The sequence below is a fragment of the Amycolatopsis sp. NPDC114478 genome, from assembly GCF_055633805.1.
The window spans coordinates 268,777-285,974 of sequence record NZ_JBVKDO010000002.1 but is presented as its reverse complement, the minus strand read 5'-3'; the positions used below and the strand labels follow the sequence as shown (position 1 = coordinate 285,974).

General features: G+C 71.9%; 15 protein-coding genes. 10 read left to right on the top strand and 5 right to left on the bottom strand.

Annotated elements, in window-relative coordinates:
- Positions 1-190 precede the first annotated feature (190 nt).
- The gene (locus ACZ7OH_RS06005; RefSeq protein WP_470279830.1) at positions 191-1,663 is read right to left on the bottom strand and encodes an alpha-L-arabinofuranosidase B; all 1,473 of its coding nucleotides are present in this window, start codon (positions 1,661-1,663) and stop codon (positions 191-193) included.
- A 357-nt stretch (positions 1,664-2,020) separates the two neighbouring features.
- Here ACZ7OH_RS06005 and ACZ7OH_RS06000 point away from each other — a divergent pair, with 357 nt between their 5' ends.
- Entirely contained in the window at positions 2,021-5,668 is a 3,648-nt protein-coding gene (locus tag ACZ7OH_RS06000) for a family 78 glycoside hydrolase catalytic domain (RefSeq protein WP_470279829.1), read from the top strand.
- A gap of 242 nt (positions 5,669-5,910) precedes the next feature.
- On the opposite strand, the gene ACZ7OH_RS05995 is transcribed toward ACZ7OH_RS06000, so the two are convergent.
- A complete protein-coding gene (locus ACZ7OH_RS05995) occupies positions 5,911-6,255 on the bottom strand; it encodes a hypothetical protein (RefSeq protein WP_400909464.1) in 345 nt (114 codons plus the stop codon).
- Positions 6,256-6,440: 185 nt separating this feature from the next.
- Here ACZ7OH_RS05995 and ACZ7OH_RS05990 point away from each other — a divergent pair, with 185 nt between their 5' ends.
- The 9 genes from ACZ7OH_RS05990 to ACZ7OH_RS05950 all read left to right on the top strand — a co-directional run bounded on the left by ACZ7OH_RS05990 (position 6,441) and on the right by ACZ7OH_RS05950 (position 12,124).
- Positions 6,441-7,700: a cation:proton antiporter domain-containing protein gene (locus tag ACZ7OH_RS05990; RefSeq protein ID WP_470279828.1), complete on the top strand. Its 1,260-nt coding sequence runs from the start codon at positions 6,441-6,443 to the stop codon at positions 7,698-7,700.
- A gap of 39 nt (positions 7,701-7,739) precedes the next feature.
- Entirely contained in the window at positions 7,740-8,192 is a 453-nt protein-coding gene (locus tag ACZ7OH_RS05985) for a Na+/H+ antiporter subunit E (protein ID WP_470279827.1), read from the top strand.
- Positions 8,189-8,443 (top strand): hypothetical protein, encoded by a 255-nt coding sequence (locus ACZ7OH_RS05980; RefSeq protein WP_470279826.1) that lies wholly within the window; start codon positions 8,189-8,191, stop codon positions 8,441-8,443. The genes ACZ7OH_RS05985 and ACZ7OH_RS05980 overlap by 4 nt, the downstream gene beginning before the upstream one ends.
- Entirely contained in the window at positions 8,440-8,739 is a 300-nt protein-coding gene (locus ACZ7OH_RS05975) for a monovalent cation/H(+) antiporter subunit G (RefSeq protein ID WP_470279825.1), read from the top strand. The genes ACZ7OH_RS05980 and ACZ7OH_RS05975 overlap by 4 nt, the downstream gene beginning before the upstream one ends.
- Positions 8,736-8,972 (top strand): Na(+)/H(+) antiporter subunit B, encoded by a 237-nt coding sequence (locus tag ACZ7OH_RS05970; RefSeq protein WP_470279824.1) that lies wholly within the window; start codon positions 8,736-8,738, stop codon positions 8,970-8,972. Before ACZ7OH_RS05975 ends, ACZ7OH_RS05970 begins: the two co-directional genes overlap by 4 nt.
- Positions 8,969-9,703: an MnhB domain-containing protein gene (locus tag ACZ7OH_RS05965; RefSeq protein ID WP_470279823.1), complete on the top strand. Its 735-nt coding sequence runs from the start codon at positions 8,969-8,971 to the stop codon at positions 9,701-9,703. The genes ACZ7OH_RS05970 and ACZ7OH_RS05965 overlap by 4 nt, the downstream gene beginning before the upstream one ends.
- Positions 9,700-10,053: a sodium:proton antiporter gene (locus tag ACZ7OH_RS05960; RefSeq protein ID WP_400909451.1), complete on the top strand. Its 354-nt coding sequence runs from the start codon at positions 9,700-9,702 to the stop codon at positions 10,051-10,053. Before ACZ7OH_RS05965 ends, ACZ7OH_RS05960 begins: the two co-directional genes overlap by 4 nt.
- Before the next feature lie 4 nt (positions 10,054-10,057).
- Complete coding sequence (locus tag ACZ7OH_RS05955; protein WP_470279822.1) at positions 10,058-11,848, top strand: complex I subunit 5 family protein; 1,791 nt, start codon at positions 10,058-10,060, stop codon at positions 11,846-11,848.
- A 93-nt stretch (positions 11,849-11,941) separates the two neighbouring features.
- The gene (locus tag ACZ7OH_RS05950) at positions 11,942-12,124 is read left to right on the top strand and encodes a CsbD family protein (protein WP_470279821.1); all 183 of its coding nucleotides are present in this window, start codon (positions 11,942-11,944) and stop codon (positions 12,122-12,124) included.
- A gap of 55 nt (positions 12,125-12,179) precedes the next feature.
- Here the strand turns inward: ACZ7OH_RS05950 and nrfD are convergent, their stop codons facing one another.
- From nrfD to fdh, 3 genes are read right to left on the bottom strand one after another with little or no spacing between them, the layout of a single operon-like run.
- Positions 12,180-13,106: an NrfD/PsrC family molybdoenzyme membrane anchor subunit gene (gene nrfD / locus ACZ7OH_RS05945; protein ID WP_470279820.1), complete on the bottom strand. Its 927-nt coding sequence runs from the start codon at positions 13,104-13,106 to the stop codon at positions 12,180-12,182.
- The gene (locus ACZ7OH_RS05940) at positions 13,103-13,948 is read right to left on the bottom strand and encodes a 4Fe-4S dicluster domain-containing protein (protein ID WP_470279819.1); all 846 of its coding nucleotides are present in this window, start codon (positions 13,946-13,948) and stop codon (positions 13,103-13,105) included. Before ACZ7OH_RS05940 ends, nrfD begins: the two co-directional genes overlap by 4 nt.
- Positions 13,941-17,168, bottom strand: a complete 3,228-nt coding sequence (gene fdh / locus ACZ7OH_RS05935) for a formate dehydrogenase (protein ID WP_470279818.1) — start codon at positions 17,166-17,168, stop codon at positions 13,941-13,943. Before fdh ends, ACZ7OH_RS05940 begins: the two co-directional genes overlap by 8 nt.
- Positions 17,169-17,198: the final 30 nt, after the last annotated feature.

The window sequence follows — 17,198 nt, the reverse complement described above, 5'->3', positions numbered from 1 at the left end:
TGTCCACGACCGGCCCGGCTTCGCCTACGACACCGCGGTGAGCACGCTCTCGCGCCGCACGGACGTCGCTACCGCGCGGTGGACCGCGAAGGTCCTGGAGCTGTCCACCGACGGCGTCGGCTTCGAAGGCCGGGCCTGGCCGTGGCTGCTGACGGCGTTACCCGTCGCCCTGATCCTGCTGTGCGCCGGGTCAGGGCGCCCAGGGCTGCGCGACGACCCAGCTCACGTCGTCGTTGTACGACCCGGCGGCGTCCCACGCGTGGGCGCCGCTGGTGTCGGCGATGTAGAGGGTGTTGTTGTAGTGCCGCAGGTACTTGCCGGAGTAGTTGTACGAGCGGAACGACGAGCCCTGCCCGTTCTTCCCGGCGACCGGGCAGAACGTGGCGTCGGCGCGGAAGGCCGCGCTGCCGTCCATCGGCTGCCGGTAGACCTGGAAGTTGAAGTGGCGCAGGAAGTCCCCGGGGTAGTTGCGGGACTCGAACGACACGCAGGACGCGCTGGCGAGCCCGCGCCGGACGATCCAGGTGGCGTCGTTCTTGTCCAAAGTGGAGCTGATGGGCGAGATCACCGCGTTGTCGTTCTGGTGGCGGATGTAGTCGTTCGTGCAGCACGCGGTGGTCGCGCGCAGCGAGATCTCCGAACCGGGGTTCAGCGTGCCGGCGGACCCGGTCGCGCCGCCGTAGCCGACCGAGACGACGTTCGCCTGGACCGCGTTGTCCGCCGCGTCGGTCGGCAGCCCGGCGGTCATCACGCCCTCGAAGAACGAGCCGATCGAGCCGTTGCTGTTGTCCCCGCCGGTGCCGAGGACGATCGCGCCCTCCTGGTGCATCGGCGAATAGCCCGCACGCGTCGGTTCGGAGCCGGAGTACGTCGTCCGCAGGCCGCCGGACTGGGCGTTGCCGTCCTTGAGCGCGAAGAAGTTCTGGCCGTTGTTCTTCAGCAGCGCGGTGACGAACGGCGCGGTGATCCCGGTGTTCGCGGTGTTCTGGCTGCCGCCGGCACCGGACTGGAACAAGCCGTTCTCCAGGTCGGCCTGCACCCACGGACCGGCGCCGTAGCACGGCTGGAACCAGCACTCGGTGCCGAAGTTGAGCGCGTCCATGTGGCCGTTGCCGGTGTCCTGGTTGTTCGTCTCGGCGTTGCCGTAGTCGAAGCAGCAGGCGCCGTTGACGTGCGTGCCGGAGGTGATCATGTACATGCCTTCGGGCTGGCCGTTCTTCGCGACACCGGAGGTGCTGTTGTCGCGGTAGCCCATCCGGCCGGAGAACGAGGCGCCGTAGACCTGGTGGCCGCCCGCGGTCACCGGCAGGGCGTCCGCGGGGACGCCGGTGTCCTGGCCGCCCGCGCCGCCGGGGCCCTCGATCGTCAGGTCGTTGTGCCGCGGGGACTGGTCGTAGATCTCGGTGATCAGGCAGGTCGTCCCGGCGCAGAAGGAGTCCTGGGCCGCGGCGTTGGCGTACCCGCCCGCCGCCAGCAGGCCGATGTTCGTCTTCGCGCCGTCGGAGGCGCGCTGGACCTGGTACAGCGCGCCGTTGTAGGTGCCGTAGAGGGCTCGGGTGGTGCTGTGCGCCGCTACGCACGGCGTGCCCGCGGCCCCGTAGATGTCGCACGGCAGCGAGGCCGCGGCCGAAGCCGTCGACGCCGTCGTGAGGCTCGCGGCCACGAGGGCGACGACCCCCGCCAGTACCCGCAGGATCCGCGTCCGATTGTTAGCGCTAACATTCTTGCCGTCTCGACGTTGAGACACAAAAGCCTCCAGAGCGGGACCAAATGATGTGAGCGTTACCAGCGAGCACTATGCAGCTCGGCCCCGCCGTTCGTCAACGCTCCGATTTGCCCGAAACGGCCGTCCGGTACGACATAAAACGATTTAGGATTCCCGGCACCGTCGAAGCGATTCACCACCCGTACGTCCCGGTGGAGTATTGCCAACGTGTGAGTTCGTGATTACAGTCACGTATCACGCTGATTTGAAACGTTTTAAATATCGCCGCCCCATCCCCGCCCCAAGGGAGCCCGCATGCTGCCCTCGAAGCTCTGGCGCGCGACCACCACCACGCTCGCCGCGATCCTGGTCCTCTCCGCCGCGTCGGTCCCTCCGGCGGGCGCCGCGCCCCCGGTCGAGCTGACCGGCGCGCACTGGATCTGGTACCCGGAAGGCGACCCCGCGAACTCCGCGCCGGCCGCCACCCGGTACTTCCGCACCACGTTCACCGCCCCCGCCGGCACGGTCAGCGACGCCCGGTTCGTCGTCACCGGCGACGACACCGCCGACGTCTGGCTCAACGGCAAGCCCCTGGCCTCCTCCGCCCGCACCGCGGACTCGTGGCGGTCGGCACTGTCGGTCGACCTCGCGTCCGCGCTGACCCCCGGCACCAACACGCTCGCCGTCGCCGTCCGCAACTCCGGCGGCGCGGCCGGCCTGCTCGGGCGGCTGCGCGTGACGACCGCGTCGGGCACCACCGACCTCACCACCGGCGCCGGCTGGAAGAGCGCGACGACCGCGCCCGACGGCTGGGAACAGCCCGGGTTCGCCGACGGGACCTGGGCCGCGGCCAAGGACCTCGGCACCTACGGCACCGGCCCGTGGGGCACCCGCGTCAGCACGCCGAGCGCCTCGGAGCCGACGCCGCTTTCGATCGCGAGCGCGACGGTCGGGCAGCGCGTGAACCCGATCGGCGTCGACCAGCCGCGGTTCGGCTGGAAGCTCGCCTCGGCGGCGGCGGGGCAACGGCAGTCCGCGTACGAAATCCTGGTGTCCACGGGCGGCAAGGACGTCTGGGACAGCGGCCGCGTCACCTCGGCGCAGCAGGCCGACGTCGCCTACGGCGGTGCCGCGCTCGGCTCGCTGACCGCATACACCTGGAAGGTCCGCGTCTGGGACGGCCAAGGCCGGATGAGCGGCTGGAGCCCGGTGCAGCGCTTCGAAACGGCGTTGCGCGACCCGGCGGCCGAATGGACCGGCGCGTTCCTCGGCCGCGCCACGGCCGGCCCGGACCTCGCCGGGGCGAACTGGGTCTGGTACCCGGAAGGCGACCCGATCGGCGGCGTGCCCCCGGCCACCCGGTACTTCCGCAAGACCGTGGACCTGGCCGCCGCACCCGCGAAGGCGACGCTGGTGGTCACCGGGGACGACACCGCGACCGTCTGGGTCAACGGCACCCAGGTCAGCGACTCGCCGCGGGTCACCGACTCCTGGAAGACCGCCGCCGTCCTCGACGTCGGCAGCCTGCTGACCGCGGGGACGAACACGATCGCGGTCAGCACCGAGAACACGACCCAGAGCCCGGCCGGGATGGTCGCCAAGCTGACCGTCCCGAATGGACCGACCGTCGTCACCGACGGGTCGTGGAAGGCGAGCCAGAACGGCCCCGACGGCTGGCAGCAGCGCGGCTTCGACGACAGCTCCTGGCCGGCGGCGCGGGCGCTGACCGCGTACGGCACCGGGCCGTGGGGCGCGAACGTCGCCGTGAGCGCCCCCGCTCCCCTGCTGCGCAAGAGCTTCACCGTCTCGAAGCCGGTCGCGAGCGCGCGGCTGCTGACCACCGCGCTCGGCCTGCAGGAGACCCACCTCAACGGCGCGAAGGTCGGCGACGAAGCGCTGGCCCCCGGCTGGACCGACTACACGAAACGCCTGCAGTACCGCGTTTCCGACGTCACCAAGCAGATCCGCACCGGCGAGAACGTGCTCGGCGCGCTGGTCGGCAACGGCTGGTACTCCGGCAGCATCGGCATCGCCGGTAGCCAGAAGTACGGCACCGAGCCGTGGTACTCGGCGCAGCTGAAGCTGACCTTCACCGACGGCACGAGCACGACCGTCGCGACCGACGGCACCTGGAAGGCCGGTGACGGCGCGATCCGGGCCGACGACCTCTACCAGGGCGAAACCTACGACGCGCGGCTCGCCACCGGCTGGGACCGGCCCGGGTTCGACGACCGCGGCTGGGCGGCACCCCGCGTCAAGACCGGCGCGAAGCCGAACCTGGTGTCCCAAGTGGACAACGGCGTCACCGTGCAGCAGGAGTTCAAGCCCGTCGCGTGGACCCAGCCGAAGCCGGGGGTCTGGGTGGCCGACCTCGGCCAGAACTTCGGCGGCGTCGACCGGTTGTCGGTGACCGGCCCGGCCGGCACCACGATCACCCTGCGCCACGCCGAGGTGCTCAACCCGGACGGCACGATCTACACGGCGAACCTGCGCGCGGCGCAGGCGACCGACCGGTTCACCCTGGCGGGCACCGGGAGCGTCGAGACGTACGAGCCGCGCTTCACCGTGCACGGCTACCGGTACGTCGAACTGACCGGGCTGCCGTCCGCCCCGACGGCGGCGACGCTCACCGGCCGGGCGATGTGGACGTCCGGCGCGCAGACCGGCACGTTCACCTCGTCGAACGCGCTGGTGAACCAGCTGCAGCACAACATCCTCTGGGGTGAGCGCTCGAACATGCTGTCCGTCCCGAGCGACTGCCCGCAGCGCGACGAGCGGCTCGGCTGGACCGGTGACATCGGGATCTTCGCCGGTACGTCGACGTTCAACCTCGACGTGGCCAACTTCCTCGGCAAGTTCAGCGACGACCTGGTCGACGCGCAGCACGACGACGGGTCGTTCACCGACGTCGCGCCGGGCGTGCTGAGCGGCTCGGGCACGGCGGGCTGGGGCGACGCGGGCGTCATCGTGCCCTACACCCTGTGGCAGCGCTACGGCGACACCGGCGTCATCGACGAGCACTTCGCCGCGATGGTGAAGTGGGTGGAGTACCTGCGGTCGACGTCGGGTGCCGACCTGATCCGCGACCACCAGACGTTCGGCGACTGGCTCAACGTCAACGACAACACCGCGCAGGACCTCATCTCGACGGCGTTCTTCGCGTGGTCGTCCCGGCTGGTGTCACGGATGGCCGCGGCCACCGGGCACACCGCCGAAGCGACCAAGTACGGGACGCTGGCCGACCAGATCGGAGCGGCGTTCACGAACAGGTTCGTCGCGGCCGACGGCACGGTGGGCTCCGGCTCCCAGACGGGGTACGTCCTGGCGCTGGCGTTCGGGCTGCTGCCGGCTTCGCAGGTGCAGCCGGCGGCGGACAAGCTCGCGGCTCGGGTCGCCTCGGCGAACGGGCACCTCAGCGTCGGGTTCCTCGGCGTGGAGAACCTATTGCCGGTGCTGGCCGCGCACGGCCACGCGGACGTCGCGTACCAGGTGCTGCTGCAGCCGGACTTCCCCGGCTGGGGCTACATGATCGGCCACGGCGCGACGACGGTCTGGGAGCGCTGGGACGGGATCAAGCCGGACGGTTCGTTCAACGACCCGGGCATGAACTCGTTCAACCACTACGGCCTCGGCTCGGTGGGCGACTTCCTGTACCGCTCGGTCGGCGGCCTCTCACCAGCCTCGCCGGGGTACGCGTCACTGCTGGTGGCGCCGAGGCCGGGCGGCGATCTGACGGCGGCGAAGTCGGCGTACGAGACGCCTTACGGGACGGCGGTCAGCGACTGGTCGATCTCCGGCGGCAAGCTGACGCTGCGGGTGACGGTTCCGGTGGGCTCGTCGGCGACGGTCAAGGTGCCGACGTCGCAGCCGGGTTCGGTCGGGGCGCCGGCGGAAGCGGTCCCGTCCTCGGCGGGGTCGTACTTCGTGCCCGCGGGTTCGTACGTGTTCACGGCGTCGGCGTGAAGCGTGCCGGTGCCGTCACCTCACCCGTGACGGCACCGGCCGCACTCCGAACTCCAAGTGGAAGTGTCCAGGGTCGCCGGGAGGGGCAGATCGCGGGGCCCGCGCTGAACGGCACCAGCGGGCCCTCCGCAGACCGTTTCGAGCCAGACATCCGAGGTCGTCGGGGGAAAGAACCAGCCGCACCGACCGGCCGGGTACCCCATCGCGATGGGCCGACCCGAGCCCGCCACCCGGAAACGCCGTCAGTGGCGCAGGGCGAGGTTCAGCACGTCGCCCGCGTGGTCCAGGCAGTCGGCGCAGATCACCGCGTCCCGCGCTGCGCAGTCGACCCGCAGGAGCGGGCGCCGCAGGCCGAGGAACGTCCGGCGCTCCCGGCGGCCGCAGAACTCGCACACCGCGGCCAGCGGCGACGTCACCGCCGCCAGCACGTCACCGCTCGGCGTCTCGCGGTCCGCGCCGTCGCGCACCACCTTCAACCCGGCGCGCACGCACTCCACGCAGATCGGCCCGGACCTGCCGGGGACGCGCGGGCCGCGCACCGAGCCGCAGAACCGGCAGGGCCGCCCGGCCCCGTTCGCCGCCGTCACGCCGCCTCCTCACCGGTTTCGCCGCCCGCGCACGGGGAACCCGGGGCACGACGTCACCTCCCGGCCACGCTACCCGCATCCGGCCGAGCGGGGGCATCGGCGGACCCGGCTCGCGCTCGGCCGGGACCCGCGCACGGACCTCCCGCCCGGGCGGCACCACGGCACGAGCGGGCAGGGAGGGAACGTTGTCGTCGTTGACCGTGCTGTTCGGGGTGGCCGGGCTGCTCGCCCTCGCCGCGGCGATCGTGCCGAAGCTCGTCGCGGACCGGCCGTTCTCGGTGCCGTTGGTGATGCTGCTCGCCGGGATCGTCTTCGGCCTGCTCCCGCTGCCCGCGCCGTACGGCGACGGCTGGAGCGATCCCGCCGCCCACCTGCACAGCGTCGAATCGTTCACCCAGCTGGGTATTCTCGTCGCGCTCGCCGGCGCCGGCCTGTCCGTGGACCGCCCGTTCGGCTTGAAGCGCTGGGGCTCCACCTGGCGGCTGCTCGCCCTGACCATGCCGCTGTCGATCCTGGTGATCGCCGCGCTCGGGTACTGGTGGCTCGCGCTGGCGCCGGGGGTGGCCCTGCTCCTGGCCGCGGCGCTCGCGCCGACCGACCCGGTGCTGGCGGGCGACATCGGCGTGCCGCACCCCGACGTCGAGCCGGAACTGGCCAGGGACAACGAAATCCGCTTCACGCTGACCACCGAGGCGGGGCTCAACGACGGGCTGGCCATGCCGTTCGTCCTGCTCGGGCTGGCGATGGCGGGCAGCAGGCCGAACCTCGCCGTGTCGTGGGTGCTCACCGACCTGCTGCTGCCGGTCGTGACCGGCGTGCTGGTCGGCCTGGTGGCCGGGCGCGGGCTCGGCTGGGCGATCTTCCACACGTCGTCGGACCGGCTGCGGCTCGCCGAGTACGGCGACGGCCTGGTCCTGCTGGCGCTCGCTTTCCTGCCGTACGCGCTCTCGGAGCTGGCGCACGGCAACGGGTTCATCGCCGTCTTCACCGCCGCGGTCGTGGTCCGCAAGCAGGAGCGCGAGCACGACTACCACGGCGTCCTGCACGCGTTCGGCCACCAGCTGGAACGGCTCTTCGTGCCGCTCGCCCTGCTCGGGCTGGGTCTCGCCATCGGTGACGGGCTGCTGCGCGGCCTCCGTCCCCTCGAAGTCGTGATCGCCGTGGTCGCGGTGCTGGTGGTGCGGCCGGTCGTCGGCTGGGTTTCGCTGCTCGGGTCCTCGGCCGGGCGGCCCGGGACGCTGGCCATCGCGTTCTTCGGCGTCCGCGGCATCGGCACGCTCTTCTACCTCGCCTACGCGCTCGACCGGCTGCCGGTGGCGCACCAGGACGTCCTGTGGCGGGTCGGCGCGCTCGCGGTCGCCGTGTCGGTGGTGGTCCACGGCGTGCTCGCCGAACCCGCCATCCAGCGGATCGAGCGGATGGGCGGCCACCTGCCCGCCCACTGACCCCGGTTGGCGGACGCGGCCACGGGGTACCCGGCCGACGTGATTCGCGAGGTGCTGCCCTGGTGGCTCGGCCTGACCGGCCTGTGGGTCCTCACGCTGTCGACGCCGTCGTGGCCGGAAATCGTGGTCGCGGCGGTCGCGGCGGTGCCGTGCGCGTTCGCGGCCCGCGCGGCGCGCAAGGCCGTCGGGGGAGCCTGGCGGCCTCGCCCGAGCTGGCTGCGGTGGCTGCTCACGATCCCGGGAACGGCGGTCCGCGAATCGGCGTCCGCCCTGGTCAAGGTCGTGCGGCACCCGCGCGCGGGCCGGTTCGACACGGTCGGGCTGCCGGCGGAACCCGACGCGGTCCGCGACGCCAGGGCGGCCCTCGCGGCCGCCGTCGTCGGCTGCACCCCGGGCACGATGGTCGTGGCCACTCCTCCTGACGACCACAAACTGGTCGTCCACCGGCTCCTCGACGGGGACTCGCGCGTACTGGACGAGGTGCGCCGGTGACCGGCTGGCTGGTCGCCGCCGTGGTCCTCATGACGGGCGGCCTCGGCCCGGCGCTGTGGCTGGCCGCGCGCGGGGACGCCATCGCGCGCCTCGCCGGACTGCAGCTCGCCGGCCCGGTCACCGTGCTCACGCTGCTCCTGCTCATCCAGGCCTACGGTCCGTCGAGCGCGGTGATCCTGCCGCTGGTGCTGACCGTCCTCGCCTTCGCGGGCACGCTGCTGTTCATCCGGCTGCTGGGGACGACGGAATGACAGTCGTCGCCCAGCTTCTGGTCTTCGCCGGGGTCGCCGTCGTGGTGGTCTCGGCGCTGGCGATGCTGCGGGCCCGGACCCTGCTCAACCGCCTGCACCTGCTCGCGCCGGTGACGACGCTGGGCGCGCCCCTCGTCGGCGTCGGGCTGGTGCTGGCCGGCGGGTGGAACCTCGGGTCGGGCGCCATCCTGCTCACCGTCGTGCTGCTCGCGGTGACCGGCCCGGTGCTGCAGTCCGCCGCCGGGCGCGTCGAGGCGCGGCGGCAGGGCGCGATCGACGAGGACCTGCCGTCGTGACGACGGTCTTGCTGCTCGTCGCCCTCGCGTTCGTCGCCGTCGCGGGGTTCGCGGTGGTGGCCACCCCGGACCCGCGGCGGCAGGCGATCACGTTGTCGCTGTTCAGCCTGTGCCTGACGCTGCTGTTCGTGGTGCTCCAGGCGCCGGACGTCGCGCTCTCGGAGCTGGCCGTCGGGTCGGCCGTGGTGCCGCTGCTCGTGCTGCTCACCATCCGGAAGGTGGGCGGGCGATGACGCTGCGGGCCCGGACGTGGCTGTGCGCGGCCGGCGCGCTCGGCGTCGCCGTCCTGCTCGTGACGGCCTTCCTGCGGATGCCCGCGTTCGGCGGCGCCCTGCACGTCTACCGCGACCTCGCGCTGCCCGCGGCCATCGCGCGGATGTCGCCGAACCTCGTGTCGTCGATCAACTTCGACCTGCGCGCGCTCGACACCCTCGGCGAGGAGACCATCGTCGCCGCTGCGGTCGTCGGCGCGCTGTCGCTGCTGCAACCGTCCAAAGAGGAACGTCAGCGCATCGAACCGCAGCGCGGGTACGTCATGCCGGTGGTCAAGCTGGCCGGCTACCTGCTGCTGCCGGTGACCCTGCTGCTGGGCCTCGACGTCGTCGCGCACGGCCACCTCACCCCCGGCGGCGGCTTCCAGGGCGGCGTGGTGCTCGCGACCGGCTGGCACCTGCTCTACATCTCCGGCAGCTACCCCGCGCTCGCGCGGCTGCGCCCGATCGACTGGTGCGAGTACGCCGAGGCGGCGTCGACCGGCCTGTACGTAGTCACCGGGCTCGCCGGCCTGGTCGCCGGTGGCGCGTTCCTGGCCAACATCCTGCCCAAGGGCGAGTTCGGCTCGCTGCTGTCGGCGGGCACGGTGCCGGTGCTGAGCGTCCTGGTCGGGATCGAGGTCGCCGCCGGGCTCGTCGTGCTGCTGGCCCAGTTCCTCGGCCAGGGACTGATCCGGGAGGAGGACTCGTGACCGGGGTCGCCGGGATGGCCTGCTACTGCGTGGCCGGGTGGCTGCTGCTGATCGGCGCGGTGGGGATCGTGCGCAGCCGGCACCTCGTGCACACCGTCGTCTCGCTCTCGGTGGCGCAGGCCGGGACGTACGTGCTGCTGCTCGGCATCGGCTACCAGGACCAGGCCGGCGCGCCGATCGTCGTCCAGGACCAGCGCCAGCCGGTGGTCGACCCGATGGTGCAGGCGATGACGCTGACCGACATCGTCGTGTCGGCGACGATCACCGCGCTGCTGCTCGGCCTGACCATCCAGATCTCCAAGCGGCACGGGACGGTCGATCCCGACGAGCTGCGCGCCCTGCGCGGCTGAGGCGATGTCCGCCCTCCCGTCCCTCGTCGTCGCGCTGCCGCTGCTGGCCGCGTGCGTGCTGCTCGGCCTGGGCGTCAAGCTGCCGCGGGTGGTCGCCGACGGCCTCGCGACCGCGGCGGCGCTGACCGCAACGGTGCTGACCGCGCTGCTGCTCGCTGCCGTCCAGCACGGCCGGGTGGTGGTCTGGCTGGGCGGGCACCAGCCGGACGGCGCCCGTTCGCTGGGCATCGTCCTGGCCGCCGACGGCCTCAACACGACGCTGGCGCTGCTGGCGTCGTTCCTGACGACGTGCGCCCTGGTCTACAGCTGGCGCTACTTCGAGGCGGTCGAAGCCCGCTACCACGCGATGATGCTGCTGTTCCTTACCGGCATGCTCGGCTTCCTGCTCACCGGGGACCTGTTCACCCTGTTCGTCTTCTTCGAGCTGATGAGCGGCGTCGCCTACGCGCTGACCGGGTACCGCGTCGAGGAGGCCGACTCCGTCCAGGGCGCGCTCACCTTCGGCGTGGTGAACTCCCTCGGCGCGTACTTCACACTGATGGGCATCGGCCTGCTCTACGCGCGCGGCGGGCAGCTCGGGCTGGCGCAGCTCGGCGTGGCCCTCGACGGGAAACCCGCGGACGCGCTGGTGCTCGCCGCGTTCGTGCTCGTCTGCACCGGGCTGCTGGTCAAGGCGGCCGCGGTGCCGTTCCACTTCTGGCTCGCCGACGCGCACGCGGTCGCGCCGACGCCGGTGTGCGTTCTCTTCTCCGGCGTCATGGTCGAGCTGGGCGCCTACGGCGTGCTGCGGGTGCGGCGCACGGTGTTCGGCGGCGTGCTCGACGACGGCGCGTTCGCTCGGGTGCTGCTGGTGCTCGGGATCGCGAGCGCGGTGCTCGGGGCGATCCTGTGCTTCACCCAGCGGCACCTGAAACGGCTGCTGGCCTACTCGACGATCGCGCACACCGGGTTGTTCCTCTGTGGACTGGCCGCCGCGGACGGCACGGCGAGCACCGGGTTCCTGCTGGCGGTGGCCGGGCACGCGGGCGCCAAGGCGACGCTGTTCCTGCTCGTCGGCGTGCTCAAGGACCGCTACGGCAGCGTCGACGAGGACGAGCTGTTCGGCAAGTGCCGGCATTCCCGGCTCGAAGGCGGGCTCTTCCTGCTGGCGGGCCTGGTCCTGGCCGGGCTGCCGCCGTTCGGCATCGCGTTCGGCAAGAACGTCGCCGAGCACGCGCTCGAGAAGACCGGCTACGGCTGGCTCGTGGCGGTCTTCGTCCTCGTCACCGCCGTGACGGCGGGTGCGGTGCTGCGGGCCGGCCTCGGTGTCTACTTCGGACGCGGCCGGCGCCCGCGCCGCGACGACGGCGACCGCACCCCGGGCACCGACGAGGAGCCCGAGACGGGGCGCCGCATCGAGCGCACGCCGGCGACGATGACCGCCGCGATCGTCGCGGTGCTGGCCGCCGCGCTCGCGGTCCCCTGGCTGGGTGACGTCGCCGTGACCGCCGGGCGGCAGGAGGCGGACCGCGCGGGGTACCTGCACGACGTCCTGCCCGCCGTCGGCTCGCCCGGGTCACTCCCGCCGGTGACGGCCGGATGGACGTCGTCCGGCCTGCTGTTCGGCGGCATCACGGTGCTGCTGGCCCTCGGCATCGCCGCGGCGGCCCTCTGGCCCCACCGGCTCCCGTCCTGGCCTCGGCCGGTCCGCACGGCGCTGGACGCGCTGCACCGGGGGCATTCCGGGCACGTCGGGGACTACGTCGCCTGGCTGCTGGTGGGCGTGACGGTCCTCACCGCGATCATCTGGATCTGATGTGTATGCGGCCGCGTACCGGGTAACCCGGAGACAAGGCCCTTTTGGCGACTGGCCGATCCGGAAATGTCGCCGCGACGGAAGGTGCACCCGATGAACGACAAGATCGAGAACAAGGGCGAAGAGCTCAAGGGCCGGGCGAAGGAAGCCGTCGGCGACGCCACGGGCAACGAGCAGTGGCAGGCCGAGGGCAAGGCCGACCAGGCCAAGGGTTCGCTCAAGCAGGCCGGCGAGAAGATCAAGGACGCCGTCAAGGGCGTCAAGGACAAGGACTGACCGCTAGCCCTGCCGCTGCCGCACCCCGGGTTTCCGGGGTGCGGCAGTTCTCGTTTCAGCGCTCTTCGGACCGGCGCGCGAGCCGCTCCCGCTGCGGGATCACCACGTACTTCGGGTCCTTTGCGGACGCGACCCCGGCGGCGTAGACGCCGAACCGCGTGCACAGTCCCGACGCCAGGTAAGCCGCGCCCGCCAGCACGCCCGCGGCCCGGTTCCGGCTCGCCAGCAGGGAAAGGCCCGCGCCCGCCGCCGTCAACGCCTTCGCCGCCTTGAGCAGCTTTCCCGCGCGACCCGTCCGGTACGGCTCGGACACCAGGCCCAGCCCGGTCTCCAGGTGGCGCTCGGCCACCAGCTCCGCGGCGGCCCCCACCAGCCCCGCCCGGATCGCTGGGCCGACTTCGCCGGCGGGCGCCGCCAGCAGGGCCGCGCCCGCGCCGCTCGTCAGCGCGCTACCCGCGAACAGCACCGGGAGCGTCCCGTGGGCTTCGTGCCACGACGGCGTCGCCGTGTCGGCGAGCAGCACCGCCGTGTACGTGCACATCGCCGGGCCGAGCACGCCCGCGCCCACCCCCGCCAGCCTGCCGATCAACGGCAGCTTCCCGGTCACCTCGGACGCCGCCGCCACCGCGGCCAGCCCTGAGAACGGGGACAGGATCCAGGAACCCACAGAGAGCGGCGACGTCGGCTTGAGCACCCGCAACATGTGCAGGAACCGCGTCGGCCTCCCCAGGTCGTGGACCAGCGCCACGACACTCGCGAGCGAACCGCCCGACGCGACCAGCCTGCCGACGCGGGCCAGGCCCGGGCGTCCGGTGACGTCGGCGAGGGCCGCCATCGTCGCCGACGCGCCCGCCGCCCCGCCCAGGAACAGGTACAGCGGCACGTCCGGCTGCTTCCAGGCCGGCTCCTTCAGGATCGGCCGGCCGTAGTAGGACTTGAACTCGGCGGGCTCGACCATCGTCGGTTCGCGGCGCGGGCTCACCGGCGCCGTCCCAGGAACGACATCGCGACGACCGCGGCCACGCCGGCCGCCGTCACCGCGGCCCGCTTCCACATCGCCGGCAGGTCCCGGGTCGTGACGACCGGGTCCGGCGGCAGCCCGTACACCTCGGGTTCGTCCAGCAGCAGGAAGAACGCGCCGTCGCCGCCGACGCCCTCGTCCGGGTCGCGGCCGTAGAGCCGGGCCTCGGGCACCCCGGAGTCGTGCAGCGTCCGCACGCGCTCGTCGGCTCGTTCACGCAGCTCGTCGAGTTCGCCGAACTGGATCGAGTCGGTCGGGCACGCCTTGGCGCAGGCCGGTTCCATGCCCGCGCCGAGCCGGTCGTAGCAGAGGGTGCACTTGAACGCGCGGCCGTCGCTCTCCCGCTTTTCGATGACGCCGTACGGGCACGCCGGGACGCAGTAGCCGCAGCCGTTGCAGATGTCCTGCTGCACGACGACGGTGCCGAACTCGGTGCGGAACAGCGAGCCGGTCGGGCAGACGTCGAGGCAGGCCGCATGCGTGCAGTGCTTGCAGACGTCGCTCGACATCAGCCAGCGCACGCCGGGCTCCTCCTGCCCCGGCGCGCCGACGTCCGGCATCCCGAGGTCCACAGTGGACGGTGCCGGGGCAGCGGGCTTGGGTTGTTCGACGAACGCGACGTGCCGCCAGGTGTTCGAGCCCAGCGCGCCGGTGTTGTCGTAGGACGAGCCGAGCAGGTCGAGCTCGCCGCGGTCGGGCACGCCGTTCCACTCCTTGCACGCCACTTCGCAGGCCTTGCAGCCGATGCACACCGACGTGTCGGTGAAGAACCCCATCCGGGGCTGGGTGCCGTACTCAGCCATCGGCTCGCCTCCGGTACTCGTCCACGAACTCGGGCAGCGCCGCGCCGCGCGGGCGCCGTCCCGGCCGGATGTCACAGGTGGCCGCCTTCGACTCCTGGATGTGCACGTTCGGGTCCATCACGACCGACAGCAGGTCGTTCGCCGCGTCACCGCGGGACAGGCCGTTCGGGCCCCAGTGGTAGGGCAGGCCGACCTGGTGGATGGTCCGGCCGCGGACCTTGAGCGGTTTGACGCGGTCGGTCACGAGCACGCGGGCCTCGATCGCCGTGCGTGCCGAGATGATCGTCGCCCAGCCGCCGTTCTCCAGGCCGCGTTCGGCCGCGAGCGCCGGCGAGACCTCGCAGAAGAACTCCGGCTGCAGCTCCGAGAGGTAGGGCAGCGTCCGGCTCATGCCGCCGGCCGTGTGGTGCTCGGTGAGCCGGTAGGTGGTGAACACGTACGGGTAGACCGTGCTGCGCGCCGGGTTGTAGGGGTTCGACGGGCTGTCCAGGGTCTGGCGCGTCGGCGACTCCTGCTGGCTGTACAGCGCGTTCTCGACCGGGCTTTCGAACGGCTCGTAGTGGGTGGGCAGCGGGCCGTCGGCCAGGCCGGCCGGGACGTAGAGCCACGCCTTCCCGTCGGTCTGCATGATGAAGGGGTCGCGGCCGCCCAGCGCGTCCTGCGCCTTCGCGCCTTCGGGCGGTACGTAGTCCGGTGCCTTGGTGGGTTCGAAGTCCGGGACGTCCGGGCCGACCCACTTGCCCTGCTCGGCGTCCCAGCTGAGCAGCTTCTTCCGTTCGCTCCACGGCTTGCCGTCCGGGTCGGCCGACGCGCGGTTGTAGAGGATCCGCCGGTTCGCCGGCCACGCCCAGGCCCAGCCCTTGGCGACCCAGTCCTGCTCGCTGCCCGGCTGCCGGTTCGCGGCCTGGTTCTTCCCGCCGGCGCGGACGCCGCAGTAGATCCAGCAGCCGCACGCGGTCGAGCCGTCGTCCTTCAGCTGCGTGTACGCCGAGAGCGGGCCGTCCGGGCCGTGGCCGTTGATCTCGGCGAGCACGGACTCCGCGCTCGGGTCGTCCGTCGGTCCCTCGACGGGGTAGCTCCAGGTCAGGTCGCGGATCGGCGCGTCGCGCGGGTCGTCACCGACGCGTTCCCGGATGATCCGGCCCAGGTGGTAGTAGAACCAGAGGTCGCTGCGGGCGTCCCCGGGCGGTTCGACGGCTTTGTGGTGCCACTGCAGCAGGCGCTGGGTGTTGGTGAAGCTGCCGTCCTTCTCGGTGTGCGCGGCGGCGGGCAGGAAGAACACCTCGGTGCCGATCTCCTCCGGCTTCAGCTCGCCGGTCTCGACCTCGGGGCCGTCCTTCCAGAACGTCGCGCTCTCGATCATCTGCAGGTCGCGGACGACGAGCCAGTCGAGGTTGGCCAGGCCGAGCCGCTGGAACTTGCCGTTGGCCGAGCCGACCGCCGGGTTCTCCCCGACCAGGAAGTAGCCCTTGCACTCCCCCTCGATCTGCTTCTGCACGGTCGCGTACGTGCCGTGGTCGCCGGTCAGGCGCGGCAGGTAGTCGAAGCGGAAGTCGTTGTGCGGCTGGGCCGCATCGCCCCAGTAGGACTTGAGCAGGCTCACGGTGTAGGAGCGCATGTTGCCCCAGAACCCGGTCTTGCCCGCGTCTGCCGCGACGAAGTCGTCGAGGTTCTGGTGCTGGTGCGCGTGCGGCATCGGGATGTAGCCGGGCAGCAGGTTGAACAGCGTCGGGATGTCGGTGGAGCCCTGGATGCTGGCGTGGCCCCGCAGCGCGAGGATGCCGCCGCCGGGGCGGCCGATGTTGCCGAGCAGGGTCTGCAGGATCGACGCCGTGCGGATGTACTGCGCGCCGACCGTGTGGTGCGTCCAGCCGACCGAGTACACCCACGCCGTCGTCCGGTCGCGGCCGGAGTTCGCGGTGACCGCATCGGCGATCTCCCGGAACTGCTCGACGGGCAGGCCGCAGACGTCGGCGACCATCTCGGGCGTGTAGCGGGCGAAGTGGCGCTTGAGCACCTGGTAGACGCACCGCGGGTGCTGCAGCGTCTCGTCGGTCTTCGGCTTGGCGCTGATCGCCGCGCCGCCGCTGCCGTAGGTGTCGGCGCGGGCCGACTGCTGGTGCGCCTCGCCGCTGTGGTGCGACCCGGAACCGGGTTCGCCCGGCTGCTCGGCATCGGCGGAGCCGGCCGCGGGCACGGTCGGCGAGCCCTCGTACTCCCACGACGACATGTCGTACTTGCGCTTCTCCGGGTCGTAACCGGAGAAGACGCCGTCGAGGTCTTCGGTGTCCTCGAAGTCCTCACGCAGGATGGCGGCCGCGTTGGTGTAGGCGAGCACGTACTCCCGGAAGTCCTTGTCGTTGCTCAGGACGTAGTTGATCAGGCCGCCGAGGAACGCGATGTCCGAGCCGGCGCGCAACGCCGCGTGGACGTGCGAAACCGCGCTGGTGCGGGTGAACCGCGGGTCGACGTGGATGATCTTCGCGCCCCGGGCCTTCGCCTCCATCACCCACTGGAACCCGACCGGGTGGCACTCGGCCATGTTCGAGCCCTGGATGACGATGCAGTCGGCGTTGGCGAGGTCTTGCTGGAACGTCGTGGCGCCTCCACGACCGAAGGAGGTCCCCAGACCGGGAACCGTGGCGGAGTGTCAAATACGGGCCTGGTTTTCGATCTGTATCGCGCCGAGCGCGGTGTACAGCTTCTTCATCAGGTAGTTCTCTTCGTTGTCCAGCGTCGCGCCGCCCAGGCTGGCGAAGCCAAGCGTGCGGTTGAGCTTGCGACCCTGGTCGTCGGCGTCCTGCCACGTCTCGTCGCGGGTCTTCAGGACCCGGTCGGCGATCATGTCCATCGCCTTGTCGAGGGGCAGGCGCTCCCAGTCGGTGCCGTACGGGCGCCGGTAGAGGACCTCGGTGACGCGGCTCGGGCTGGTCACGAGCTGCTTGCTGGCCGACCCCTTCGGGCACAGCCGGCCGCGCGAGATGGGCGAGTCGGGATCGCCTTCGATCTGCGTGACGCGGCCGTCCTTGACGTAGACCTTCTGGCCGCAGCCGACGGCGCAGAACGGGCAGACGGACTTGACCACTTTGTCGGCGTCTTCGGTGCGGGCGTGCCATTTTTCCGAACCGTCCGATTTGGCCGCCGCGGCGCGGGCAGTGCGATCCGGACCGGTCAGCTGCCGGTACACCGGCCAGCCCTCGATCCACCGACGCACGCTCATACCTCGCACGGTAGTAGCGATACCCGCGGT

Excerpts from the sequence above, each read along its gene's own strand:
- ACZ7OH_RS06000 (WP_470279829.1), top strand. The coding sequence starts at position 2,021 with ATGCTGCCCTCGAAGCTCTGGCGCGCGACCACCACCACGCTCGCCGCG.
- ACZ7OH_RS05975 (WP_470279825.1), top strand. The coding sequence starts at position 8,440 with ATGACAGTCGTCGCCCAGCTTCTGGTCTTCGCCGGGGTCGCCGTCGTG.
- ACZ7OH_RS05965 (WP_470279823.1), top strand. The coding sequence starts at position 8,969 with ATGACGCTGCGGGCCCGGACGTGGCTGTGCGCGGCCGGCGCGCTCGGC.
- ACZ7OH_RS05955 (WP_470279822.1), top strand. The coding sequence starts at position 10,058 with ATGTCCGCCCTCCCGTCCCTCGTCGTCGCGCTGCCGCTGCTGGCCGCG.
- ACZ7OH_RS05950 (WP_470279821.1), top strand. The coding sequence starts at position 11,942 with ATGAACGACAAGATCGAGAACAAGGGCGAAGAGCTCAAGGGCCGGGCG.
- ACZ7OH_RS05940 (WP_470279819.1), bottom strand. The coding sequence starts at position 13,948 with ATGGCTGAGTACGGCACCCAGCCCCGGATGGGGTTCTTCACCGACACG.